22 protein-coding genes and 2 pseudogenes are annotated in these 25,131 nt (G+C 67.4%); 6 read left to right on the forward strand and 18 right to left on the reverse strand.

The features are described from left to right. Positions 1–40 precede the first annotated feature (40 nt). Positions 41–1,639 carry a hypothetical protein gene (locus IPL40_05765; protein MBK8480666.1) on the reverse strand — a complete coding sequence of 533 codons (1,599 nt, stop codon included), beginning with the start codon at positions 1,637–1,639 and terminating at the stop codon, positions 41–43. A gap of 768 nt (positions 1,640–2,407) precedes the next feature. Here IPL40_05765 and IPL40_05770 point away from each other — a divergent pair. Continuing rightward, positions 2,408–3,307: a hypothetical protein gene (locus IPL40_05770; protein MBK8480667.1), complete on the forward strand. Its 900-nt coding sequence runs from the start codon at positions 2,408–2,410 to the stop codon at positions 3,305–3,307. Between the two features lie 447 nt (positions 3,308–3,754). Here IPL40_05770 and IPL40_05775 read toward each other — a convergent pair whose 3' ends face one another. Next, positions 3,755–5,104 (reverse strand): hypothetical protein, encoded by a 1,350-nt coding sequence (locus IPL40_05775; GenBank protein MBK8480668.1) that lies wholly within the window; start codon positions 5,102–5,104, stop codon positions 3,755–3,757. Between the two features lie 583 nt (positions 5,105–5,687). Here IPL40_05775 and IPL40_05780 point away from each other — a divergent pair. Then, a complete protein-coding gene (locus tag IPL40_05780; GenBank protein MBK8480669.1) occupies positions 5,688–8,258 on the forward strand; it encodes a hypothetical protein in 2,571 nt (856 codons plus the stop codon). Between the two features lie 314 nt (positions 8,259–8,572). On the opposite strand, the gene IPL40_05785 is transcribed toward IPL40_05780, so the two are convergent. The 14 genes and pseudogenes from IPL40_05785 to IPL40_05850 form a co-directional block, all read right to left on the reverse strand. After that, complete coding sequence (locus tag IPL40_05785) at positions 8,573–8,758, reverse strand: hypothetical protein (GenBank protein ID MBK8480670.1); 186 nt, start codon at positions 8,756–8,758, stop codon at positions 8,573–8,575. 332 nt (positions 8,759–9,090) lie between these two features. Then, a complete protein-coding gene (locus tag IPL40_05790; protein MBK8480671.1) occupies positions 9,091–9,729 on the reverse strand; it encodes a hypothetical protein in 639 nt (212 codons plus the stop codon). A 645-nt stretch (positions 9,730–10,374) separates the two neighbouring features. Beyond that, on the reverse strand, positions 10,375–10,920 hold the full coding sequence (locus IPL40_05795) for a hypothetical protein (GenBank protein MBK8480672.1): 546 nt from the start codon (positions 10,918–10,920) through the stop codon (positions 10,375–10,377). 11 nt (positions 10,921–10,931) lie between these two features. Continuing rightward, positions 10,932–11,639 carry a cytochrome c biogenesis protein CcdA gene (locus IPL40_05800; protein MBK8480673.1) on the reverse strand — a complete coding sequence of 236 codons (708 nt, stop codon included), beginning with the start codon at positions 11,637–11,639 and terminating at the stop codon, positions 10,932–10,934. Between the two features lie 3 nt (positions 11,640–11,642). Continuing rightward, positions 11,643–11,894: a TM0996/MTH895 family glutaredoxin-like protein gene (locus IPL40_05805; GenBank protein ID MBK8480674.1), complete on the reverse strand. Its 252-nt coding sequence runs from the start codon at positions 11,892–11,894 to the stop codon at positions 11,643–11,645. Between the two features lie 10 nt (positions 11,895–11,904). Then, positions 11,905–12,993 (reverse strand): permease, encoded by a 1,089-nt coding sequence (locus tag IPL40_05810; GenBank protein MBK8480675.1) that lies wholly within the window; start codon positions 12,991–12,993, stop codon positions 11,905–11,907. Positions 12,994–12,998: 5 nt separating this feature from the next. Further along, positions 12,999–13,229 (reverse strand): hypothetical protein, encoded by a 231-nt coding sequence (locus IPL40_05815; GenBank protein ID MBK8480676.1) that lies wholly within the window; start codon positions 13,227–13,229, stop codon positions 12,999–13,001. After that, complete coding sequence (locus IPL40_05820) at positions 13,213–13,413, reverse strand: hypothetical protein (protein ID MBK8480677.1); 201 nt, start codon at positions 13,411–13,413, stop codon at positions 13,213–13,215. The genes IPL40_05815 and IPL40_05820 overlap by 17 nt, the downstream gene beginning before the upstream one ends. Continuing rightward, positions 13,410–14,207, reverse strand: coding sequence for an arsenite methyltransferase (arsM, locus tag IPL40_05825; GenBank protein MBK8480678.1), 798 nt, complete (start codon positions 14,205–14,207; stop codon positions 13,410–13,412). Before arsM ends, IPL40_05820 begins: the two co-directional genes overlap by 4 nt. Continuing rightward, entirely contained in the window at positions 14,204–14,629 is a 426-nt protein-coding gene (locus IPL40_05830) for an arsenate reductase ArsC (protein ID MBK8480679.1), read from the reverse strand. The genes arsM and IPL40_05830 overlap by 4 nt, the downstream gene beginning before the upstream one ends. Next, a complete protein-coding gene (arsB, locus tag IPL40_05835) occupies positions 14,626–15,720 on the reverse strand; it encodes an ACR3 family arsenite efflux transporter (protein MBK8480680.1) in 1,095 nt (364 codons plus the stop codon). The genes IPL40_05830 and arsB overlap by 4 nt, the downstream gene beginning before the upstream one ends. Further along, the gene (locus tag IPL40_05840) at positions 15,717–16,145 is read right to left on the reverse strand and encodes a metalloregulator ArsR/SmtB family transcription factor (GenBank protein MBK8480681.1); all 429 of its coding nucleotides are present in this window, start codon (positions 16,143–16,145) and stop codon (positions 15,717–15,719) included. The genes arsB and IPL40_05840 overlap by 4 nt, the downstream gene beginning before the upstream one ends. Positions 16,146–16,534: 389 nt before the next feature. Then, positions 16,535–17,430: pseudogene (locus IPL40_05845) on the reverse strand (hypothetical protein). A gap of 390 nt (positions 17,431–17,820) precedes the next feature. Then, a pseudogene (locus IPL40_05850) lies at positions 17,821–18,719 on the reverse strand (hypothetical protein). Positions 18,720–19,021: 302 nt separating this feature from the next. Between IPL40_05850 and IPL40_05855 the strand changes: the two are divergent. Further along, positions 19,022–19,687: a transposase gene (locus IPL40_05855; protein MBK8480682.1), complete on the forward strand. Its 666-nt coding sequence runs from the start codon at positions 19,022–19,024 to the stop codon at positions 19,685–19,687. A 270-nt stretch (positions 19,688–19,957) separates the two neighbouring features. Further along, entirely contained in the window at positions 19,958–20,584 is a 627-nt protein-coding gene (locus IPL40_05860) for a carbamate kinase (GenBank protein ID MBK8480683.1), read from the forward strand. 584 nt (positions 20,585–21,168) lie between these two features. On the opposite strand, the gene IPL40_05865 is transcribed toward IPL40_05860, so the two are convergent. Continuing rightward, entirely contained in the window at positions 21,169–21,819 is a 651-nt protein-coding gene (locus IPL40_05865; protein ID MBK8480684.1) for a hypothetical protein, read from the reverse strand. 445 nt (positions 21,820–22,264) lie between these two features. On the opposite strand from IPL40_05865, the gene IPL40_05870 reads away from it, so the two are divergent. Further along, positions 22,265–22,726 carry a hypothetical protein gene (locus IPL40_05870; protein ID MBK8480685.1) on the forward strand — a complete coding sequence of 154 codons (462 nt, stop codon included), beginning with the start codon at positions 22,265–22,267 and terminating at the stop codon, positions 22,724–22,726. A gap of 839 nt (positions 22,727–23,565) precedes the next feature. On the opposite strand, the gene IPL40_05875 is transcribed toward IPL40_05870, so the two are convergent. Further along, the gene (locus IPL40_05875; GenBank protein ID MBK8480686.1) at positions 23,566–24,090 is read right to left on the reverse strand and encodes a hypothetical protein; all 525 of its coding nucleotides are present in this window, start codon (positions 24,088–24,090) and stop codon (positions 23,566–23,568) included. Positions 24,091–24,463: 373 nt separating this feature from the next. Between IPL40_05875 and IPL40_05880 the strand changes: the two genes are divergently transcribed. Further along, positions 24,464–24,904 (forward strand): nucleotidyltransferase, encoded by a 441-nt coding sequence (locus IPL40_05880; protein ID MBK8480687.1) that lies wholly within the window; start codon positions 24,464–24,466, stop codon positions 24,902–24,904. The last annotated feature ends 227 nt before the right edge of the window (positions 24,905–25,131 follow it).

Genomic DNA, 25,131 nt, shown 5'->3' on the forward strand with positions numbered 1-25,131 from the left:
GGGCACAGCTCTGCGACTGAGAGTTCGCCGGATCACTGGATCACTGGAGCTCGAACAGGCCAAGGTGAGCCTCTCCGTCGCTAAAGGACCTGACCGGGTTGAGCGTGGGGTGGGACTGCTTCTCCGGCGTGACCTGATAGCACTGCTGGTACGGCGTCCTCAGACAAAAGGGCGGGAGGTCGTCGTCGAACTGACGACCGTCGACCCTGATCATCGAGCTGCTCTCGTCGACCGCATAGCCGTACTCCTGATAGGGGCCGAAGGTCTTGCTCGAGCGCGCGTCGATGCGACCGCGATGAACTGCATGGAAGCCATAGGCACGGTTGTTCCAGGCCGCAGCGCGGTTGGCCCCCATCTCCGAGTCTCTCCAGGCTGAGAACCCAATCGCGTTGTTGAAGGCGTTGCCATCGTGCACCGTGATCCGACTGCCATAGCGCGCGTCGAAGCCGATGCCATGCCCATAGCTGCCTGCCGGATAGACATTCGGCTTGTCCCCGGATAGCTGCGTCTCGGTCAGCGGCCTTCCCTCCGCGTCCCGGCCCTGATTGTTGTAGGCTAGGGCGCCGTTGACGGTCATTCGGCCGCCCAGATTCGCCATGAAGCCACCGCTCAAGTTGTCATGGCTGACCGCCTCGGTCGCCTCGATGGTGCTCCGTTCTCGGTCATCGATCAGCGCGGCCGCAACCACGAGGCAGGCGTGATAGCTCTCGCTTCCCCTGTCCGTGCCACAGTCACCGTAGTGTCGGCCGTGATCGGCCGTCTCTGCGACAAAGCCGTAGCCGAGGCGCCGCGGAAGGTCCGCGCTGTAGGCGGCCACCGCCCCTGCCAGAAACATCTTCCCGCCGCTGTAGGTAAAGAAGCCCGCATCGCCTGCTTCGAGTACCCGAACGTCCGAGCCCTGCATCGTCGCCAGGCTCTCGGCCGTCAGACCATAGTAGAAGCCCCGCACCTCTACGCCCGACGCCACGAGGATCGTGCCCTCGCCCTGGGCCAGCAGCGCCTTGTTCCAGCGACCGGCGTCCTGCCTCAGACCATCGGCATCAGTCCGCGGCACTCTTGCTTGCCGATCGACCCAGCCGCTGTACGCCCCGCGGATGGTCAGGTCGGACACGTGAAGCTCCGCGCTGGAGTCGCGCACAGTAAAGGCCGCCCCGCCCGGCAGCTGCAGGTGAGCGCTGAAGTCCAGGATGGTCCTGCCTTTGCCTTGCCCCCGAATGACCACCCGCTTGAGCTCGCGCACCCCGACCAGGTCCAGGCGTTCGGGCGCGTGAAAGCGGGTCTCGCTCTCGTCGAGAAACCGCAGAACAACCTCATCGCGGCCCCGGCTGATTGCCACGCCCTTGGCCGAGAGCAGCGCGATCAGGCTGTTCAGCGTCTGATTACTGTAGCTCACCGAGGACGCATCGGGCTGAGGAGACCCGCCGACCGCCGCATCTGCGCCGGCCGCATCGCGCGCAACGCCATCGTGGCTGCCCGCATCACGCGCGACGCCATCGTGGCTGCCCGCATCACGCGCGACGCCATCGTGGCTGCCCGCATCACGCGCGACGCCATCGTGGCTGCCCGCATCACGCGCGACGCCATCGTGGCTGCCCGCATCACGCGCGACGCCGCCATCGACCGCGGTCGCGATCGCCACTCGCAGGTCGGGGCGACCCCTAGCGTCGTTGAAGCGAAGCGAAGCGTCGTTGAGTGGGCGGCCATTGTCGCTACAGGCTGTCACGGCGCCTAGCAGGGTAACGACGAGGAGCAGCGCTCTCTGCACTGAGCGACCAACGCCTCTGCTCAAGGCGCGCGCATCGGTAACTCGCCGAGGTTGGGAAGAAGTGTGGCCTGTGGTCAGCGGCGAGCGGGCGTGCACGGGCATCGTCGGAGCTCCTTGTTCATGCCCCAGAGTCTTCCACTGGCGCGCCAAGCTTTGCTTGCGCACGGGCCATGGTCGAGGCTCTGGCGTCTGCACCTGCCGTGCCGGCTCCGGGCGACAGCCCGCTGCTGTGCCCGCTGCTTGATATCTCTGGCCCTTTGGCCGGTGGTGAGCCGGGCGCGCCTGGAGCCCCGATGCCCCAGTCTGACGCGTTCATGCAGCGTCCTCGGGGTGGGCGTCGCTGCCCTGCGCAGCTCGCGCACCGGATTGATAGGCCAAGCGTTCATGGCTAGTTGATGACCAACAGACAACACAGAACCGCGTCGCAACCGCGTCGCACCGCGTCGCCGCACCCGGGTTGATGCGAGAACCGCGTCGCAACCGCGTCGCCGCACCCGGGTTGATGCGCGGGCCTATCCCAGGGCCGGTCCTCCGGCGGAACCGGGACCGAAGGTCGGACGGAAGGCGCAGCGCTTTGGGCTAACCGTTCAGAATCATGCGGCAGCATGATCGGCACGTCGTCTGCAGTCGCCCCGGCGCTACATGAGCCTGCCGCGGCCTGTAATCGCTGGTGAGACGCTGATGGTGACGCGCCGCTGCGCGCAGCGGCAGTTTCTGCTGCGGCCGTCGGGCGCGGTCAACGGCATCATCGGCTACTGCCTGGCGGTGGCGGCCGAACGCTATGGCGTGCGGGTGCACGCCTTCTGCGTGCTCTCCAATCACCTGCATCTCGTGGTCACCGACGTCCGCGGAACGCGGCCGGAGTTCTTCCGCTGGCTCTTCGAATTCACGGCGAAGTGCCTCAACGCGCACTGGGGACGCTGGGAGAACCTCTGGGCGAGCGAGCCCCCGTCGGTGGTGCGCCTGGTCGATGGCGAGGCCCAGCTCGCCAAGGTCGTCTACACGCTGACCAACCCGGTGGCAGCGGGCCTGGTGACAGAGCACCATTACTGGCCGGGGCTGATCAGCCGGCCGGCGCGGATCGGGCGCGCCGAGTCTTTCAAGCGGCCGAAGCGCTTCTTCCGTGAGCGGGGGCCGCTGCCAGCAGAGGCCAGTTTGACGGTAGCCCCGCTGCCAGCGTACGCGGCGCTGCCGGCGGCGCAGTACGTCGCGCTACTGAGGGACGCGGTCGCCGCGCGCGAACTCGCGCTTGCAGAGCAGCGCCGCGTGGAGGGCAGGGGCGTGCTGGGGCGCCGGGCGGTGCTGCAGCAGTCGGCCTTCGACGCGCCACGCCGGCCGGAGCCAAGGCGTCAAATGAGTCCCCGGGTGGCCGGTGGGAACAAGTGGGCGCGCATCGAAGCGCTGCAACGCCTGCGCGATTTCGTCGCGGGCTACCGCGATGCTTGGCTGCGCTGGCGCGAGGGCGACCGGGGCGCAACCTTTCCCTTCGGCACCTACGCGCTGCGGCTGTACGCCGGCGCCTGTTGCGCCCAGGCACCCTGAGGCCAGGTCCACGCGGCCCGCGCGCTCCCCGCTGCCCTCGTGCCTCGCGCCTCGCCACGCTGAGATGGGCTAGCTGCGTTCAGGCGTGCAAAAGGCGCCGCCTCACGCGCCTGAAACCAGCGTCAGTCGGCGCCGTCGTGGTCAATCGCGTCCCGCGTCTGGCCCCTGTCACGCACCTTCGCGCGTCGCACCTCCGGTGCACCCTGACCGCGCGTATCCCGAACCCATCAACCCGGGTCGGGGTTCTTCTTTCGCACCTTCGCGCGTCGCACCTCCGGTGCACCCTGACCGCGCGTATCCCGAACCCATCAACCCGGGTCGGGGTTCTTCTTGGAACCCATCAACCCGGGTCGGGGTTCTTCTTTCGAACCCATCAACCCGGGTCGGGGTTCTTTTTTGGATCATCAACCCGGGTCGGGGTTCTTGGAGGGTTCTTGGATCTTTCTCTCAGGGCAGGGCGCTGTAGAGCGGTAGGGCGGCTGGGGCGGGGAAGAAGGCGAGGTCCTCGGCGTAGCCGAGGCTGGCGCCGGCGATGATGCGCTCGGGCGTCGTCGGTGCGCCCGCCCCGCTGCTGACGCCGAGCTGAGCCGGCGAGAGGCGCGCGACCTTGCCCTGGCTATGGGTGACCCAGAGGCCGCCCCCTTCGTCGAAGGCGATGCCCTCGATTAGCGCCAACACGCCGAGCGTGATTTGCGCCGGCGGCACGACCTCCCTCGATGCCGCCGCCCCGACGAGCTCGGCCTGCGGCAGTCGAAAGATCACGTTGCCGCCGAAGTCCGTCGACCAGAGGTCGCCGTTGGCGTCGAAGGCCAGCAGACCGGGATTCAGCGCGGCACCGCCCGCGGTGCGCTTTGGTTTGAGCACCAGCTTGGGGCTGGGCGACGCCGTGCCGAGGTCCGCGGCGTCGAAGCGCGCCAGCTCCTCGTCGCCCGTGCTGGCCCAGAGATTTCCGCTGCGGTCAAAGGCCAAGGTGATGACGGCGGCGAAGTCGATGCTGCGCGTCGGCGTCGGGTCGCCGGACGCGCCAAGCTGCGCCGCGCTGAGCTTGAAGAGCCGACCCTTACAGGCCGACGCGACCCAAAGCGCGCCATCGTGGTCGAAGGCCAGGCCGCTGATCGCCGGCAGGCAGTCGAGGCCCGTGAGGTTGATCTTGAGGTCGGGCTCCCGCGCGCCCGAGACCCCCATCGTCGTGGCCGGCAGGCGCAGGAGATGCGGATCGGCGGTGGTGCCACCGCTGGCCCAGAGGTTGCCGTCGCGGTCAAACGCCAGCCTGCGGCCGGCCCCGGAGGTTATCGCCACGCTGGCCGCCGGAGCGCCCGCGGCGGCCAATACTGACGAGGCGAAGCCCTGGGTCCCGGCATCCCCCGGGGCGTTGCTCACGGCGATCCAGAGCTTGTTGCTCGCAGCGAGGGGCGCGTAGCTCACGTCCACGGTCTTGCCGGCGGTGCCCAGACAAATCCGCTGCTGCGCCGCGGCGATGCTCGCAGCGAAGACGGTGCGGACGATCGCATCGGTCTGTACGGCGTGCTCGGCGACGATCTCATAGGCTCCCGCCGCGCTCCCGCTGAGGGTCTGCGAACCGATGAGGTGCTGCGGGCCGCCTGGGCCCGTCAGGGTCACCTTGGCGTCCACACCCGCGGGCAGTCCGGTGACGTTGACCGTCAGGGTCCCCGTGCCCGTCCCGGGGCAGAGGCCGCCGTCGACCGACGCGCCGCCACCGGCGTCCGAGCAGCCGATCGAAAGGCCGGTGAGCAGCAGCAGTCCGTGCGCTTTGCGCGAGCGGCGATGGGTTCCCATTTCGCGACCTCCGGTCAGCAACAGGTGGGCTGGGGGCAGTGAGAGCGACGAAGGCTGCCGCAGAGGCCTGCCAAACGCAAGCGCCGGCGACGCGGACACATGCTCTGGGGGCCCCGCCCGAGGGCTGGCCCCACGGGCGCGCCTACCACGCCGTGTCGTGTCAAGGATGCGCCGCTAGCTCAGGATCCGGCACGATGGAGTCGGCAGGAAGGATCGGGCCGGCCGCTACGCCCAATCGCTCGCAGCGGGGCGGCTTGACGCGTTGGTGCAGGCCTGTGACGAGGCAGAGATTTCTGTGCACCCGAACTCTCGAGCTAAAGCCGCGCAGCCTCAACCGAAACCTGGAGCTCCGCGGTCCGTGGAGTGAAGTATAACTCAGCAGTTACGGAAGCTTGCGCTCTGCGCGCGGCGGTCGGCCAACGCGCGCGGAGGGGTGCTCTGAACCCACGATCTGTGCCTGATATGCTATTTGCAACAACGTGTTACAGGTTGCATATTATTATTGCTGGCAAAAGTTTGGCTTCCCAGATTACTCTGCGCGTATGTCCTTTATGTTGGTCCGTCACCCCAGGAGAGCACCATGATGCAAACACAAACATATCGGGAACGAGCGTCGCCACTGCGCGCGATGGCGACCTGGGCCGGGCTGGCCTTGCTGGCCGCAGGATGCGGGGCGCCGCTGAGCGATGACACCGAGCTGAGCCCGCCCGTGGCGAGCCGCGGCCAAGCGGCGATGAACGCCTCCAACGCGATGAACGCGATGAACGCGATGAACGCGATGAACGCGATGAACGCGATGAACGCGATGAACGCGATGAACGCGATGAACGCGATGAACGCGATGAACGCGATGAACGCGATGAACGCGATGAACGCGATGAACGCGATGAACGCGATGAACGCGATGAACGCGATGAACGCGATGAACGCGATGAACGCGATGAACAGCGTCAACGTCGGCAGCGTCCTGGCGCAGAGCACGGTGATCGAGAGCTTCTCCGACTACACCTTCCAGCAGATAGACAACCTCTGCCCGGCCACGCGCCTGCCCTACACGCTGCCGAACGGCACGGCGGTCGACCTCGTGTTGCCCAAGTTCCTGACCGTCAAGGACCAGCTCGAGGTGGTGAAGGACGTCACCAACACCGAGGTCAGGGTCACGATTACCGAGGGCAGCACGCCCACGGTCTACCGCGTGTTCTCGGGTCGGGGACTGGCCTGTGGCGACCGCGGCTATCGGCCCTTCTTCCTCAGCCCGACCCCGATCGGCAGCACGACGCTCAAGACCTATGAGGTCACAAGCGCGAAGGGCGGCATCCGCTACATGTGCCTCAAGCTCAAGGATCCCGCTGACGGCGTGGCCAAGTATTTCTGCGGCAAGGGCATGCTCGCCGACGGTGTAACCGGCTACGCCCTGAAGAGCGGCACGCAGTCGCCGCGACCCTTCTTCATCTCGAGCCTGACCTGGGGCGCCAACACCTGGACCCGCCACTTCGAGTTCCTCAACGGCGGCCTCGGGTCGATCGCTGAACGCATTCCGACGGGCAGCCAAACCGGCTATGCCCTCGATGAGGCCTGGAACCTCAATCCCCGCGACAAGCACGTGGACAACATCACGAGCAAACAAGCCGCCTACCTGGGCGCGCTGGCCCTCAAGACGGCCACCAACCGCAATGGCGTCTACGTCAGCCCCTACAAGAACGCCAACATCACCGGCGGCAAGGCCTTCGCCGCCGCCGAGCTGAACCAGTGCGAGGTGGGCTACAAGCTCTATCCGGACGTCGCCGCCGACGGCCTGCTCGAGCAAACCATTCTGCCCAAGCTGTGGGTCAACGACTGGTATGCCAACCCGTACAATGGCTGTAGCTGGGCGGCCGACTGGGGTCTTCCGACCGCGGCGCAGAAGACCGTCAGCGGCTGCACCACCTTCGACATCAAGACCGGCAACCCCTTCACCATCGGCCTCAACCTGCACGACAGCGCGCAGCGTCGCTGCCCGACCTGGAGCAGCTGCGACGTCGGTAGCTTCTGCTGTGCCTCCAGCGTCTCGACCACCAACTACACGAGCTGCGTCGCCAAGTCAGACGGCACGGCGTGGTGTTGGGGACGCAACGTTGCAGCGGGTTATGGCAACGGCATGTTGGGCAACAACTCGACATTCGACTCGACCACGCCGGTGCAGGTCATCAAGTCCGACTGGCAGCCGCTGCTCGGTGTGCTCTCCGTGCACGGCGTCGCGAACAACACCAAGGGGTATAGCTGCGCTCGGCTGCGCGACGGTACCCTCTGGTGCTGGGGCGGGCAGCCCGGAACCTCGACGCCCTACGCCTCGCCCGTGGCCGGCCTGAGCGGCGTCGAGAAGGTCGCCCTCGGTCGCGAGCACACCTGCGCTCAGAAGACTGACGGGACGGTTTGGTGCTGGGGCAGCAACAGCAACGGCAAGCTCGGCGTCGGCTCGACACCAAGCTCGACAACCGTACCCCTACAGGTCACGGCGCTCGGCACGACCGCCGTCGACGTGGTCGGCGGCGCCTATCATACCTGCGCGCGCCGCGCCGACGGGAGCCTCTGGTGCTGGGGCGAAAACGCGCTCGGCAAGCTCGGCGACGGCACGACGATCAATCGCACCCTGCCGGTGCTCGTCAGCGGGCTCAGCGCGGGCGTCCTCGGCGTAGCGCTCGGTGAGACCCACACGTGCGCGATCAAGGCCGACCGCACGCTCTGGTGCTGGGGCGACAACATGAAGGGCCAGATCGGCGGCGGGATGAATTCGTACCCACGCGCTCCTAGCGTGGCCAAGAGCTACGTGCCGATCCTCGCCGACTACTGGCTGACGGGCGTCGTCGAGGTCGCGGCTGGGACGTATCACACCTGCGCGCGCAAGAACGACGGCACGGCCTGGTGCTTTGGCAACAACGCCAAGGGTGAATTGGGCAGCGGTTCTTTCCAGACCTACGACGCCCTGCCGAATCAGGTCTCCGGCCTGAGCAGCGACGCTGTTGACCTCGTTGGACAGCATCAGATGTGCGCCCGGCGGAAGAGCGACGGGAGCCTCTGGTGCTGGGGGAACAACTCCTACGGCAACCTCGGAAGCGGGACAGCAGGCAGCTACTTTGCGGTCCCCGCACAGGCCACCGTCCTGACCTGCCAATAGCCTGACCTCCCCGCGCGCCGGTCCGACTTCGGCCGGCGCGCCCCACCCACCGCGTCGGCCGAACCTTCCGCAGCTGGCCTTCCCCGCGCCTCCGGCCATCCGGGGCCCTTCGGGCGCTTGGGCGCGAGGCGCCGCCTCGCGTGCGCGCGCGCCTCGGCCGTCCTGACATCGCGTCCCTCAGCGGCGCGAGGTACGGCTCCGTCTGCAGCGACGCGCACGCAGGCAGCGGCTCTACCGTCAGCCTTGCCGCTGCCGGCAGCGGGCTCTGCTCTCGGAAGAGGCGCCTGGGCTGCTTGAAGAACTCGGCGCCCGAGTCACGCAGGCTGGCTGATGATCCCGGGCCAGTGATGGTGCTCGGTCACCAAGCCCACAGCAACAGCCAGGCAGTAGCCGATGATGCCGTTAGCCGTCGCCGACGGCCGCAACAGAAACTGCCGCTGCGCGCAGCGGCGCGTCACGATCAGCGTCTCACCGGCGATCACACGCCGCGGCAGGATCATCCTGCCACGGGATGTCGGCAGACGACGTCCCCATCACCCCGCTGCCTAATCCCGCGAGGTTAGCCCTAAGCGCTGCGCCTTCTGTCCGACCTGCGGGCCGCCCCCGCCGGAGGCTGGCCCTTTCGCCAATGCTCCAGCATCCTCCCGCGCGGGCGGGGCGTCGGACCCCATCGCCAACCATCAACCCCGGCCAATCATCAACCCGGGTGAGACGCCATTAATCGGCCAATCGTCAACCCAATCGACCAATCGTCAACCCGACTGCGGCGCCGGGCCGGGTGCGGCGCCGGGCGGGATGCGGCACGGGGACGCGCTGGAGCAGCAGCTCGTGGTTATCCATAAGCCGGAATGCCGTAGTACGCGGTTAGCGTAAAGGTCGTGCCCCAGTTTCCTGATAGCTCGTGCAGTTGCGCCCCGTCGGCGCAGCCGGTGCACCACGAGTCGCTGATGCGACCGGCCTGAACGACGTAGAAGGGCTGGGCCGCCACGACGAATCGCGCTCGACTGAAGTCAAAGGAGAGCCCGGGCTCGAACTCCAGGCGCGTCTCGTTGCGTAGCACGTTGAAGCCGTCGAAGAAGCATCCGTGGCGACAGGCCAGTGGGTGTCTCGCCTCGTCTGGCGACTCCAGGACCCGCCGTTGTTTGCCGAAGGTAGCGCTGACGCCGACGAGGGCGCGAAGCCATGAGGTCAATCGTGGCTGGGCTGAGAGCCCCGCTCGTGCCTCCCAGGCAAAGCCCTCGGAAATCAGCCCCGCCAGGCCATCGCTCTGAGCCCCGAGCCTGAGGACCAGCGGCGCCGCTGCCTCGGCGTTGTTGAGCGCGCAGCGTAGCTCTGCGCCCCAGCCGGCGAGACTGAAGTGCACGATGTAGTTCCAGCGTTGGCTTAGCGCCTGGGTGAAGGCGACCCTCGGGTCGAAGAAGTACGGCTCGCCCGCAGGTACAGCGCCCTGCCCATGCCGGAGCAGTTTCACGCTTCGACCATCGGGAAGGGTGACCCAGCACGCATCGGTGTGTAGCTCCCGCCAACGGTCGCGCCGAGGCCGGCTCTTTGGCCGCTGCGAGGGATCAATGGTGGGGAAGCGGCAGGTACACGCAGGCGCCAAGCGTGAGCGATAAGGACATCCAGACCAGCGGCGCTCGGGCGCGAATCATGTGACCATCTCCTCAAGGGCCTTGCAGGCCCTTTCTGCGGCAAGAGCAAGCGGCGCGCCAGACGGTCGCTGCAGGGTTTCCGATGAGTTGAGTGCAGCGTTGGGGCGCCGCGGAGCGAGGCATGCCCCCTCGACCGCGACATTCGTGTCCGGAACCACCCGCGCGCGTGGAGCCATCGAGCGCAGCTCTGATCAAGGCGCGACCGCTCGCTCGCCAGGTCCGCCCAGTCCCCGCCGCGACGATACGCGCCAGCGTCTGGACCCAGACTTCTATCGCAACGTTGGATTTCCGGAGAAGGGCATCGCATTCCTTTTCAGTGAAGCAACGCCCATCTTCTTCGCGTCAAATCAACCCGGGTCGGGCGTCCCGTCGCGTCCCCTTCGCGTCAAATCAACCCGGGTCGGGCGTCCCGTCGGGCGTCCCGTCGCGTCCCGTCTGGGGCGTCCCGTCTGGGGCGTCCCGTCTCACCGGCGATTGCGGGCCGCGGCAGGCTCATACAGCGCCGGGACGTCTGCAGACGAGGTGCCCAGCCCCCCGCTGCCTAATCCCGCGCGGTTAGCCCTGGCCGCGACCGGGTTGGGGCCGCGAGGGTTGGGGCCGCGTACCTTCAGTACTGCCGCGATCTGCTCCGTCGTCACCTCGCCCTGGAGTAATTCGATCACCCCGTTGCTCGCGTCGACAAAGTAGACGCCGGGCGGCACCATGAGCGGCTTGAACATCGTGTAGGCCTCGGCCTGCGCCGTCTGGGTGTCGACGTGGATGCGCTCGACCGGCAGCGTTGCGGGCGTCCCGAGCGCAGCCTGCATGGCCGCCCAGGTGTCCTCGATCCGCTTGCGCGTGCAGTCGCAAGCGTTCTCCTTGTCGATGAACACGATCTTCGCGACCGTCGCGGGGCCGTTCGTCGTCGCGGCCGAGGTGCTGGCTACGGCCTGCCTGGGAGCAGGCTTGGTGCGCTCGCAGGCCACCACGGCCAAGGTCAGGGCGAGCGAAACGAGCATGGCGATGCGCATCGCACTTCCTTTCACGCGAGCCCCCGATAAGCGAAATACGCGCCCACAAGGATGATCAGGACGCCGGCCGCACGGCGAAGGACCTCGAACGTGCGGGTAGCCTTCTTGTTCTCGATCAACGTTCGCGCGGCTCCCATGGAGGTTCCGGCGAGCAGGATGAGGACGCTGTGGCCGAGGGCGTAGACGAGCAGCAGGAGCCCGCCATACGGGATGGATGCCCCGGACCCGGCCAAGTAGGTCAGCAGCACCACGAGAAGGGGCGCCGCGCACGGCGCCGACACCACGCCGAACAGGAGCCCGAGGACCAGCGCTCCGAGCAGCCCACGCGTCTTCGGTTGGAGCCTTCCTCCGAGCGAGGGGATCGGCACGGTCACGAGTCCGGTGAGGTGCAGGCCCATGAGCACGCAGACCGCCGCCACCACCCAGTTCCAGGTGCTCGACACCTCCCCGTACATCCTGCCGGCGAGCGCGGCGACCATACCAAGCACGGTGAACGTTGTTCCGAGGCCGACGACGAACACGGACGAGAAGAGGAACGCGCGCAGCACGCCGGGCCTTTCCTCGCGGCGGCCCGCGACGAAGCTCATCATCAGCGGGATCATCGCGAGCACGCACGGGTTCGACGCGGTGAGCATCCCGCCGACGAAGACGGCGACGACCGCCAGCCACGGACTCGTCTGGATGTACTGGCCGGCGTTACCGACGAAGGTCGCGAACACGCGTCACTCGTTCTTCGCGGCGGCGGTGGTCAGCCACGACACGATCTCGGGCGCCTGCGGAATACGGCCCGAGCATTTGACCTCGCCGTCGACGACAAGGGCCGGGGTCGTCATCACGCCGAACTTCATGATCTCGTCGATCTTCTCGACCTTCACGAGCGACACGGCGACCCCCGACGCGGCGACGGCTTTCTCGGCCTCGGCGTAGAGCTTCTTGCACTTGGCGCAGCCCGTTCCCAGCACTTTCACGTCCATCTTCGACTCCTCAAAGCACCACGTTGAACACGCCTCCGACTATCAAAATCCCGATGGCAACGACGCCCGCGAAGGTCACGATGAGCGGCCACTTCAGCACCTTGCGCAGGATGACCATCTCGGGCAGCGAGAGCCCGATGACTGACATCATGAACGCCAGCACCGTTCCAAGCGCGGCGCCCTTGCCGAGCAGCGCCTGCACCACGGGAATGATGCCGGCGGCGTTCGAGTACATCGGCACGCCGATCAGCACCGCGAGCGGCACGGACCACCAGGCTCCCTTGCCCATGATCGAGGCCATGAAGTCCTGGGGGACGTAGCCGTGGATGCCAGCGCCCACGGCGATGCCCGCCAGGACGTGGGGCCACACCTTGCCCACGATGTCCTTGACCGCATCGCGGCCGAAGCGAACGCGGTCGCTCCAGCTCAACGCCTCTTCCACGCCGCCGGAAACGGCCCCCGGGGTCGTCTGGTACACCCAGCCTTCCACCCAGCGCTCGAGGTGCAGCCGTCCGATAACCCAGCCGGACACCATGGCGATCACGAGCCCGGTGCTCATGTAGAGCGCGGCCACCTTCCAGCCGAACAATCCGAACAGCAGCACGAGCGCGACCTCGTTCACCATCGGCGCCGAGATCAGGAACGAGAACGTCACACCGAGCGGCACACCGGTGGTCACGAAGCCGATGAAGAGCGGGACCGCAGAGCACGAGCAGAACGGCGTGACGACGCCCAAGAGCGACGCGAGGACGTTGCCAGCCGTCTCGCGCCTGCCGGCCAGCAGTCGTCGCGTGCGCTCCGGGGTGAAAAACGAGCGCACGACGCCCACGCCGAAGACGACGACGGTCAGGAGCATCAGCACCTTCGGCGCCTCGAAGATGAAGAACTCGACCGCGGGCGCGAGGTGGCTCCCGGTGGTCAGGGAGAACACGCCGTAGGTGAGCCACTTCGCGAGCGCTTCGAGGTTCCGGTAAAGCACCCACCACACCGCGGCCGCCAGCAGCACCAGCAGCATCAGCAGCACGCGGAGCACGACGCTGGGCCGAGCGGGCAGCGCCTGGGTCGCGGAAAGGGCCGCCTGGGTGGTCGGCTGTTCCATCGTCGTCATCTGCGCACCAGCGCTTCCTCGACGGCCCGCGAGAGCTCGGGGAAGTCCACGAAGCCCTCGTGCCGCCAGAGCTCGTTCCCCGCGCCGTCGGCCAAGACGATGAGCGGCCTCGCACGCCTGTGGTATCGGACCGCGAGCTGTTCGTTGCGTTCGTCCCGGATGTCGAGCAGGTGAACCTCGACAGCAGCTCCGTGCTGGCGCGACGCGCGCTCAATGCTCGGCTTCATCTTCTATCTTCTTGCACTGCTCGCAGACGCCCATCCCGAAGTCGAAGAGCTTCGGGCGACCGTTGGCCACAGCGACGACGGCTGGAAGCGTGGCACTCCGACGATGAGCGGAGAACCATGCGCCGCCGGCCGCGAGCACGCTGACCACCGGGAGGAGCCAAAGGCGTCGCGCGGGGGTGCTCATCGCAGCGGCTTGGTCCCCTCTATGGTCGCGGAGACGACGTACTTCTCGGCGCCGGACCCGGGGAACCAGTCGCGGATGACCGCGCGGCTCTCCTCCTTGCGATCGACCCGGACCTGGTCGAAGCCGACCGCCTTCAGGATCTCCCGCACCTTCTCCGCGGGCACAGCCCCGGAGATGCAGCCCGTGAGTGCCTTGACGTTTCGCGCCAGCTCCTCGGGGATCGGTGCCGTGGCGATGATGTCCGAGATGGCCAGGCGACCACCGGGCTTGAGCACCCGGAAGGCCTCGCCGAAGACCGCCTCCTTGTCCGGGGACAGGTTGATGACGCAGTTCGACAGGACGACGTCGATCTCGCCGTCCGCTACGGGCAGGTGCTCGATCTCCCCGAGCCGGAACTCGACGTTTGGCACCTCTGCCTTGCGGGCGTTGGCACGCGCCTTCTGCACCATCTCAGGCGTCATGTCGACGCCGATGACGCGACCCCTGGCGCCGACCTTCTTCGCCGCCAGGAAGCAGTCGAAGCCGCCGCCTGCTCCGAGGTCGAGAACCGTCTCGCCCGCGCGCAGGGCGGCGATGGCCTGCGGGTTACCGCACCCGAGCCCCAGGTTGGCGCCCTCGGGAACGTTGGCGAGTTCCTCGGGAGAGTAGCCGAGCGCGAGGCTCGCATTCGGCGCGGGCGCGCAGCAGCCCGGCGAGCAGCAGGAGCTCGAGCTTTCCTTGGCGACCTCTCCGTATTGGTCACGCACGGCGGCGCGCAGCTTGTCGTGTTTCTCGTCGTGGGTCTTCTTGCTCATCGTGAGTCACCTCGCCGGCCGGCGTCAGCCGCCAGGCAATTGACCCTGTGCTGCAGCTCGGTGCGCACTTCCCGGAACGCGGCGAGACGTGCGGCCTCGGACCCCGTGACCGCCGCGGGGTCGGGCAGCCCCCAGTGAAGCCTCTCGGCCTTGCCGAGGAAGAGCGGACACTCCTCCTCGCCACAGAGGGTGATGACGGTGTCGACCTCAACGGCCGCAATCTCGGCCACGGCCTTCGAGCGGTGAGCGGAGATGTCGATGCCGATCTCTTTCAAAACGGCGATGGCCTCGGGGCGGACGTTGGTCGGGCGAGAGCCCGCCGACCACACCTTCACCTCGGGAGGCAAGCGCGCCCGGGCGATGCCCTCGGCCATCTGGCTGCGCGCCGAGTTGGCCACGCAGAGGAAGAGGACGCCCTTCATCGCGCCACCTCCTGCCTGCCGTAGTACTTGCGACCGAGCCAGAGCGCGACGTTGACGAGCCCGATCATCACGGGCACCTCGACCAGGGGTCCGATGACGGCGGCGAAGGCCGCGCCGTGGCCAATCGTGAAGGTCGCGACCGCCACCGCGATGGCCAGCTCGAAGTTGTTCGACGCCGCGGTGAACGAGAGCGTCGTCGCCTGGCCGTAGGTCGCCCCGACCTTCTTCGAGAGGAAGAAGGACACCAGGAACATCACCACGAAGTAGATGAGCAGCGGGATGGCGATGCGGAGCACGTCGAGCGGCAGCTCGACGATCTTCTCGCCCTTGAGCGAGAACATCACCACGATGGTGAAGAGCAGCGCCACCAGCGTGATCGGGCTGATCTTCGGAATGAACTTGGTGTGGTACCAGTCCTTGCTCTGCGCCTTGATGAGCGAGAACCGCGTCATGAGCCCGGCCAAGAACGGAACGCCGAGGTAGATGGAGACGCTCTTCGCGATCTCGCCGATGGTGATGTGGACCGCCACGCCCTGGAGGCCGAACCAGGTCGGCAACACGGTGATGAAGACGTAGGCGTAGACCGAGAAGAAGAGCACCTGGAAAATCGAGTTGAACGCGACCAGCCCGGCGCAGTACTCGGAGTTGCCCTTGGCGAGGTCGTTCCAGACGATGACCATCGCGATGCAGCGGGCGAGGCCGATCATGATCAGGCCGACCATGTACTCGGGCTTGTCGTGCAGGAAGACGACGGCCAGGCTGAACATCAGGATCGGGCCGATGACCCAGTTCTGGACGAGCGAGAGCCCCAGGACCTTGGGGTTGCGGAAGACCGGCCCCATCTCCTCGTAGCGAACCTTCGCCAGCGGCGGGTACATCATCAGGATGAGCCCGATGGCGATGGGCATGTTCGTCGTACCGACGTTGAAGTGGTTGATGAAGGGCACGACGCCCGGCACGAGGTAGCCGGCGCCGACCCCGGTCGCCATGGCGGCGAAGATCCACAGCGTGAGGTACCGGTCCAGGAAGGACAGGCGCTTCGCGACGTGCTCGGCGTGGGCGCCGGCTGCGGCAGCGGACTCGGCGCTCATCGGGTGACGCTTTCTGGCGGCGCTCGCCGCACCCTCTTCGTTGTCTTCTTCGCGGTAGCGCACACGCTGCCCTGGGCGCAGAGCGCAGCGCGGTTCTTGGCCTCCAGCGACGCGTGCAGTTTGGCGAGCAACAGGATGGCATCCGGCCGCTTGGCCAAGCTCGCCTGGAGAAGCTCGAGGTGCTCACGCGCCATCGCGTCCTCGACTGGACGGAGTGCGTAGTACGACCAAAGCCCATCTTTGCGGTCGGTGACCAGGTCGGCGTGCCGCAGCGTGGAGAGGTGCCGCGACGCTTTCGACTGCGTGATCTCGAGCGCCGCCATGATGTCGCAAACGCACAGCTCCCGGTGGTTGAACAGGAGCCACAGCATCTTGAGCCGAGCCTCCTCGGCGAGAACCTTGAAGAACTGAGCGGCGTCTCTCACGGGCACCTCCACGTGGGCGTTCTGCGTATAGCCGGTTATACGGATGTTGTCACGCTCTCGGACCCTCTCGTGTAGCAAGCAAGTGAGCTCGGACCAGACCCGGGTTGATGCTTTCCGGAGGCTTGCCGCGCCTGTGAGCTCGGACCAGACCCGGGTTGATGCTTTCCGGAGGCTTGCCGCGCCGGTGCAGAGCGTGTGCGCAGCGCGAAGGTGCGTGCGACAGGGGCCAGATTCGGGACGCAATATGTCCAGGACGGCGTCCGCCGAGGCCGCTTTCGACGCGTGGAGGCGGCGCCTTTTGCACGCTTGAACGCAGCTAGCCCATCTCAGCGTGGCGAGGCGCGAGGCACGAGGGCAGCGGGGAGCGCGCGGGCCGGGTGGACTCGGCCTCAGGGCGCCTGGGCGCAGCACGCGCCGGCGTACAGCCGCAGCGCGTAGGTGCCGAAGGGAAAGGTTGCGCCCCGGTCGCCCTCGCGCCAGCGCAGCCAAGCATCGCGGTAGCCCGCGACGAAATCGCGCAGGCGTTGCAGCGCTTCGATGCGCGCCCACTTGTTCCCACCGGCCACCCGGGGACTCATTTGACGCCTTGGCTCCGGCCGGCGCGGCGCGTCGAAGGCCGACTGCTGCAGCACCGCCCGGCGGCCCAGCACGCCCCTGCCCTCCACGCGGCGCTGCTCTGCAAGCGCGAGTTCGCGCGCGGCGACCGCGTCCTCAGTAGCGCGACGTACTGCGCCGCCGGCAGCGCCGCGTACGCTGGCAGCGGGGCTACCGTCAAACTGGCCTCTGCTGGCAGCGGCCCCGCTCACGGAAGAAGCGCTTCGGCCGCTTGAAAGACTCGGCGCGCCCGATCCGCGCCGGCCGGCTGATCAGCCCCGGCCAGTAATGGTGCTCTGTCACCAGGCCCGCTGCCACCGGGTTGGTCAGCGTGTAGACGACCTTGGCGAGCTGGGCCTCGCCATCGACCAGGCACCACCGACGGCGGCTCGCTCGCCCAGAGGTTCTCCCAGCGTCCCCAGTGCGCGTTGAGGCACTTCGCCGTGAATTCGAAGAGCCAGCGGAAGAACTCCGGCCGCGTTCCGCGGACGTCGGTGATCACGAGATGCAGGTGATTGGAGAGCACGCAGAAGGCGTGCACCCGCACGCCATAGCGTTCGGCCGCCACCGCCAGGCAGTAGCCGATGATGCCGTTGACCGCGCCCGACGGCCGCAGCAGAAACTGCCGCTGCGCGCAGCGGCGCGTCACCATCACCGTCTCTCCAGCGATCACAGGCCGCGGCAGGCTCATCCGGCCCCGGGACGTCTGCAGACCACGTGCCCATCACCCCGTTGCCTAATCCCGCGAGGTTAGCCCTTCGCGCTGCGCCTTCCGTCCGAACGTCGGATCGGCCCCGCCGGTACACCGGCCGCCCGTCGCTGCTCCCGAGCTCGGACCAGACCCGGGTTGATGCTTTCCGGAGGCTTGCCGCGCCGGTGCAGAGCGTGTGCGCAGCGCGAAGGTGCGTGCGACAGGGGCCAGATTCGGGACGCAATATGTCCAGGACGGCGTCCGCCGAGGCTGCTTTCGACGCGTGGAGGCGGCGCCTTTTGCACGCCTGAACGCAGCTAGCCCATCTCAGCGTGGCGAGGCGCGAGGCACGAGGGCAGCGGGGAGCGCGCGGGCCGGGTGGACTCGGCCTCAGGGCGCCTGGGCGCAGCACGCGCCGGCGTACAGCCGCAGCGCGTAGGTGCCGAAGGGAAAGGTTGCGCCCCGGTCGCCCTCGCGCCAGCGCAGCCAAGCATCGCGGTAGCCCGCGACGAAATCGCGCAGGCGTTGCAGCGCTTCGATGCGCGTTCACTTGTTCCCACCGGCCACCCGGGGACTCATTTGACGCCTTGGCTCCGGCCGGCGCGGCGCGTCGAAGGCCGACTGCTGCAGCACCGCCCGGCGGCCCAGCACGCCCCTGCCCTCCACGCGGCGCTGCTCTGCAAGCGCGAGTTCGCGCGCGGCGACCGCGTCCCTCAGTAGCGCGACGTACTGCGCCGCCGGCAGCGCCGCGTACGCTGGCAGCGGGGCTACCGTCAAACTGGCCTCTGCTGGCAGCGGCCCCGCTCACGGAAGAAGCGCTTCGGCCGCTTGAAAGACTCGGCGCGCCCGATCCGCGCCGGCCGGCTGATCAGCCCCGGCCAGTAATGGTGCTCTGTCACCAGGCCCGCTGCCACCGGGTTGGTCAGCGTGTAGACGACCTTGGCGAGCTGGCCCTCGCCATCGACCAGGCGCACCACCGACGGGGGCTCGCTCGCCCAGAGGTTCTCCCAGCGTCCCCAGTGCGCGTTGAGGCACTTCGCCGTGAATTCGAAGAGCCAGCGGAAGAACTCCGGCCGCGTTCCGCGGACGTCGGTGATCACGAGATGCAGGTGATTGGAGAGCACGCAGAAGGCGTGCACCCGCACGCCATAGCGTTCGGCCGCCACCGCCAGGCAGTAGCCGATGATGCCGTTGACCGCGCCCGACGGCCGCAGCAGAAACTGCCGCTGCGCGCAGCGGCGCGTCACCATCACCGTCTCTCCAGCGATCACAGGCCGCGGCAGGCTCATCCGGCCCCGGGACGTCTGCAGACCACGTGCCCATCACCCCGTTGCCTAATCCCGCGAGGTAAGCCCTTCGCGCTGCGCCTTCCGTCCGAACGTCGGATCGGCCCCGCCGGTACACCGGCCGCCCGTCGCTGCTCCGGCGCTATCCGCGCGACCAGGGCGCGTCGCACGGGGCGTCGTGGGTTCGCCCGGCGACCCCGATCATCAACCCGGGTTGGGGCTGCTGTGGGTTCGCCCGGCGACCCCGATCATCAACCCGGGTTGGGGCTGCTCTGGGGGTTGGGGCTGCTCTGGCACGGGGCGTCGTGGGTTCGCCCGGCGACCCCGATCATCAACCCGGGTTGGGGCTGCTCTGCCTGAGGCGCGCGATACGCTACGGCCTACGGCCGCCGCTATCGCAAAAGCGCCTCAGCCTGACCCCGGATGCAAAGGTGCGCCTCAAGCTACGTAAACCGTTAGCCAGCGGCCGAACCGATTTGCTGTTCGAACCGGTCTCTTTCTTGCGCCGTCTTGCCGCTGCTATTCCCCGGCCCAGGCAAAACATGTTGCGCTTCCATGGACTCTTCGCGCCCAATGCGCGCGCTCGGACTGCTGTCGCTGCCTTGGTGGACAGCCAGCAGCGACCGTCCCTGCAGCAGCAACCCGGCGCAGTCCCGCTAGCCTTGGCGGGCAACGCTGTCCAAACGGATGATCCCAAACCCGTACCCAAGCCCTATCGCCGGCCTTGGGCTGAGCTGCTTGCCCACGTTCTTGACCACGACGTTCTCTGCTGCCCCCGCTGCGGTGACCGAATGGTTCCAGTGCAAACCGTCAAGGACCCCGCCGTTATCCAAACCATCCTCTCTCACCTCGGCCTGCCCGCCACTGTTCCGACGACCTCCTCGTCGCGCGGACCTCCCCAGCAGGCCTTCGACTTCGACCAGAGTCCCGACGACGAGATCTTCGATATCCCCTTCGCCACCGACGCCTGACCGGCGCTCGACCGCGGTGTCATCCGAACCGCTGCGCTCGCACGCCCAACACTCCTTCTATTTGCTGTAGCCTACAAAACAGTACCCCCCGACAGAAGTCGCCGCTGCCCGATCGCCTCCTCCGACCAGCAGCAACGAATACCTGCCTCGATCGGTGATTTCCTTGTTTGTTCGTCTTGCTGGCAGCGGGCGATCGGCCGCCCGCTGCAGGGTGCGCTGGTCGACGAGGTAACCCGCTCAGCTGCCGTCGCCGGTGGTGCGCCGCGGGAGGTGGCGCTCGTTGCGCCGACCCACACCGTGGTCGACCCCGGGGACCCAGCTTTTTCCACCCCGAGCAAGCCGATCGGCAAGCCGATGAGCCCCGAGGAGGCCCAGCAGCTCGCGGGGGCCCACGGCTGGCATTTCGAACAGGGGGACAAGGGCTTCCAACGGTTCGTGGCTTCGCCAACCCCGCGAGGGGTCGTCGAGCTGGCGGAGATCCGACGGCGGATGGAGGGGGGCGCTATCACCATCGCCGCTGGAGGCGGTGGTATTCCGGTAGCGCGCGAGGCAAGTGAGCTGCGCGCACTCGAGGCCGTAGCCGACAAGGACCGGGTGGCCAGCCATCTGGGGCTGAGTCTGGGGGCCGATCTGGCGGTGTTTCTGACGGATGTGCCGGCGGTCTTCGGGAGTTTCGATCCGCGGACGAAAACGGGGCAGCCCCTGAAGCGCCACCTGCGGGTGAGCGAGGCGGACGCTCTGGTGTCAAGCGGCCAGCTCGGCCGCGGCGGCATGGCGCCCAAGGTCGCCGAGGCCGCGCGTTTCGTCAAAGAAGGCGGCGGCATGGCGCTCATCACCTGTCCGGACGCGCTGGAAGCGGCGCTGCGGGGCCTGAACGGCACCTGGATCGTGCCGTAGGTCCTGGCGTGTGCGCCCGACGGCCTCGGCTGGAGGGCGCGACCTGAGACTGCCCCGACGGTGTCAAAGGCTAACGACGTACCGCTCCTCGCTGAGCGGGTGCGCGCAGCTGCGGCGCCAACGCTGGTGGCGCGCTGTCCAGGCAGACCCGGTGTTGGTGCAGCCGCGCCAGCCACTGCTGCTGAGTGGCGGCATTGGGCGAGAGGCTCAGCGCGGGCTGACCGAGGGCCTCGGCCATCAGCAGCCCGAGCAAGGCTTGCCCGATCCGGGTGGCGCCACCAGGTAGAACGACCGCACCTCGGGCCGCGCGCTGGCTGCCAAAAAGCGCGTGAAGGCTTCCTGTTGAGCGGGTCGCAGCTCGATTCCCGCCGCGTACCCTGCCCAGGGCGAGATCTGTCTGGTCGATACCATCGGGGTGGGGCGACGATAGCGCGGCCGCGGCGCAGCCGCCACGTTGCGGCGTGCCCGCGTAGGTCCACGAAGGGCCGGAAGGGTCGGCGCTGCGAGGCGGGTAGGTGAAAGCTGGTTAGGCGCGGTGGAAGGTGGGGGCGGGCGAGGGGGCCGGTGCAGGGCGCGCGAGCGAGCTACTGCGGCCCGAGCTGCTGTGCCGCCCCTCCGAAGGGCCCCGGGCTATTGCCACTCGGGAACGAGACCTTCAGCGTGGCCGGAGGGACCGGATTTCCGGACGGGTCTTTCTCGAGCATCTGGTGCTCTTGGCCCACCCTCATGGCAAAGCCGGTAAGCTGGCCCTGCGGATCGCGCGTCATTGTCACCGTCGTGGCGTCCTCGTTACCGCCAGAGGGCTTGCCAATATTGAGCACGTCTACCCTGGATCCTCCGGTCCCGGTGCGTCCGGCAAGATGCGTGATTTTCCGTCCAGCGACCCGGCCTAGCAGTTTCTTCATCTGCTTCAAATCCGGAGCCGTGAGTTGGCCCACGTTCTTCCGCAACTCCCGGACTGCTCCGATCATGGACGACCTAGCTTCCTTAGTCGCCGTGGCCTTCAGCCGCGCCTGTTCATCGGGTGTGCCCGAGGCCGGTCCGGGGTTCTTGATTTCGCGTTGTATCCGGAGGAGCATGCGGCCGACAGTGCGGACTTCCCTTCCGTCGACTGCCGACGTGCGCGGGGCGGTGGCGCCAGGGTAGGCCGCGACGACCTTGGCCCGGCTCTGGGCGGGTGCGAGTGTGGCGAGCGCTAGGGCTCCGGCAGTTACAAGCTTTGCCAAGGTTTTCATGATCGCTTCCTGTCTGTGACGCCTGAGTGACGCTTCTGTGACGCGAAGGTGTCGCGTCGGTGGTTCGGCGCCCGCCCAAGCCCTAGCACGGGGCATTTTGGTACAGGCGAGGCGTGCATAAGCAAGATGCGATCCAAAGCCGCGCCCACTCGAATCGCCTGAATGTGGGCCCCGACGACGCAAGAGCACGGCATGTAAAGCAAATCATTCTAACCGGTTGTCCATTCTGCTCGGCGCAGCCGGTGCTCCAGCTTGCCCGGGGGCACCCCACCCGGCTTCTCTCTCAAGGTCGGTCGGACACTCCGAAGTTCGGAGAAGACCGGAGCAACGCAGCGTTACGCCCCACCCGCGCACCAGGGCCGACCAGCGGCGGGCGGTTGTTGACCTCGGTCGCCGGACGCGCGACCCTGCATCACCCGCGGCGCGAACTGATTGGAAGCTGACGATGCAGCACTGGGCACCTGAGCTGGCTATCGCCTTCGAGAGGCTCTGGCACACGACGCTGGCCTACATCCCGCGGGTGGCCGCGGCGCTGGTGCTGCTCGTGGTGGGCTGGCTCGTCGCACGCCTGCTGCGGCTGATCGCGTTTCGGCTCGTTCGGCGGCTGGGTGCTTTTGGCGCGGTGGAGCGAGAACTCAGGGCAGCGGGCGTGGACGAGGTGGCGCCCAAGGTCTTGGCTGCCGTCATCTTCTGGATTGCCTTCCTGCTCTTCGTCGCGGCGGCCGGCCAGATCCCGAAGAAATCGCGGCTCATCTTCGACGATCTGGTTACCGCGGACAGGTGGTACTCGTGCGCAACGAGGCGGGTGCCGAACACTTCGCGGTGCGCATCGACAGCTTTCCCTCCGGCAGGCTCGGAACGCTTGTTCGCCGTGTCGCTCGCAAGACCGACCAGCCGGCGAAGCTGATCTACGATCCCGTAGCATGCGTGATCAGTTAAGCGAAGCGTGGGCAACACGGAGCCGTTTGGGCTGACCTGGGGAGATGCGCCAACCGCGCATTTGGTCGAGGACGGAGGGGCGGCGCCGCCAGTTGGGGTCGGTCTCGCCGTTGAATAGCTCGGCGAGGCGACGCCACTCGAGGTCGGCCTCGCGGCCGGAGAGCTCAAAGGCCCGGCCAATGGCAAAGGCAGCGACGGCGACCATACGCGCGAGGGCTTGTGGATGCAGCGGCGGCTTCGTCCGCTCGGCCCTGCCGCGAGGAGAGCGCCTCCCGGCGGCGGTGATGGTGCGCAAGCATGCAAACGATGACCGAAGCGACCATCGCGGCGTGCACCAGGGCACGCACCGCAGGCCCTGTCTTGGCGCCGATGTCGTCCAGGCGCAAACAGGACTTGTCGAGCTTGTTGTCGAGTTCGATCTCCCAGCGCACCCGATAGAGGTCGGCGACAGCGTGGCGCAACGTCGGGAGCGAGGTTGGTTAGATAGAAGCAGTAGCCCTTTGGGGTCGAGACGCCCACCAGCCGTGCACCGACCACGCGCGACCCATGGCCGAGCTCGACGTCGGCGTCGATTACCTTGCCGTCGAGCTTGAGCACCTCGCGTTGCAGCAGGAGGTCGAGGTCTGTTCCGGGCGCAAACGTGCAGCTGACGCTGCCACGCGCGACGTGCAACACCTTCGGCTTCCAATTCTCTTTCAGCCGCAGCACACACGAGACGCCGTAGCGGTCGCAAGCTCGACAACAGCTTCAGCGAAGCATAGCCCAGGTCCACCAACAGCCCGAGGCCACGCCAGCTCTCGTCGAGCTTTAGATGCGGCGCGTCGTGCTCGCGTGCGGGGCTAGGTGATACGCCACCGTGGTCCCCATCCCCACCGAATAGCGCTTGTGCACCTTCAACGCCGCATATGCCCCGGCGCCCGGATACTCGTCCATCAGCGCATCGGCGAGCCGCACCGTTGTCGCGTCGACGATGTGCCAGTCTCGCGCCGTACGGCCCAACAGCCCCGGCAGGTCCAGCGCCTGCCCCGCGACATATGCAAGCGCGCGGTCCCGCACCCCCTCCATCGCTCGCTCCAGCGCCGGCCCAAACCACCCGTAGAAGCCACCACGCACTACCCTCGGCCCCCCAGACTCGAAATACATCTTCATCGCGTCCGCTTGCCGCCCGCCCCTCCCCGTCGACGCCGACACCACCATCGATCGCAATAACACCAGCGCGTTCAGGCGCCGCTCGCGCTGCTGCAGCCCAGCCGCCTGCACCACCGCCGTCAGCGCCTCGTCCGGCAGAATCGCCTCGAACACCTCCCGCACATCGCTGCCTTGCATGCTCATCCGCCGAGCTGATCACGCCCAACCCTGCTCTTCAAGCCCATCGCTTAACCGATCGTTCTTGCACCGCTTTCCTCCTAACTGGACAGCCATGCTACACAGAGGATGCGGAGGGCGCTCGCCGCAGTGTGTCGTGCTACGCTAGCCAAATGAATGATCAGCCATTGGAAGGACTTCCGGCCAAGACGGTGGGGCAGCGCAAGGCGGAGCGAGTTGGTCGCGACCAGTTGCTCGCCCTGCAGGAGACCGTCGCAGCGCTTGCTGTGGGGGCCCTGTGCGAGCGGGGCTTGTATCGCTTCGATAGTTTCGAGGAGGCCGAGCGGTGGCTCCTGCGACAGATGACAAGCCGGGCCCGCGTGTCCCGACGCGCCAGGACATCGTCCGCATCGCGCGGAGCCTCAACGAGTCAGGCGCGCGATACGTGATCATCGGAGGGATCGCCATGGCCTTCCACGGTTACGCCCGCGCGACACGAGACCTCGATCTGCTGGTCGACCCGACGCCTGAGAATGTCGCACGGCTGCGCCGCGCGCTCAGCGTGTTGGAGGACCAGGCGGTGCTGGAGTTGGACGACTCTGACGTCCAGACCTATCGCGTCGTGCGGGTGGCTGACGAGGTGGTGGTCGACCTGCTTGCCGAAGCTTGTGGCAACACGTACGAGCAGGTCAGCGACCAGATCGAGTCCTTCGAGTTGGACGGTGTCAGCGTGCCGATCCTCTCACCGCGTGCGCTGATCAAGACCAAGCAAACGGTGCGCGAGAAGGATGCGATCGATTGTAGCTTCCTTGCCGCTTTGGATAGCGCCGACGACGACTGAGGTCGGCGAGCCGTCTCCACCCGACAGCAATATTCAGAATGAAACCGAGCTTCGCTCCGACAGTGCGGGAAGTCGGACGCTGCGGCCAAAGTCGCCCGGGCTCGATTCGCTGGTCGCGGTCTTCGCCGAGCTTCCGGATCCACGTGTGGCTCGAACCCATGCTCATCCGCTGGTCGGGGATCTGCTGCAACTGCTCGACGTTCGCGGCGCCACGATCACGGCCGATG

This window comes from Pseudomonadota bacterium, from assembly GCA_016711215.1.
Lineage (GTDB): Bacteria > Myxococcota_A > Polyangia.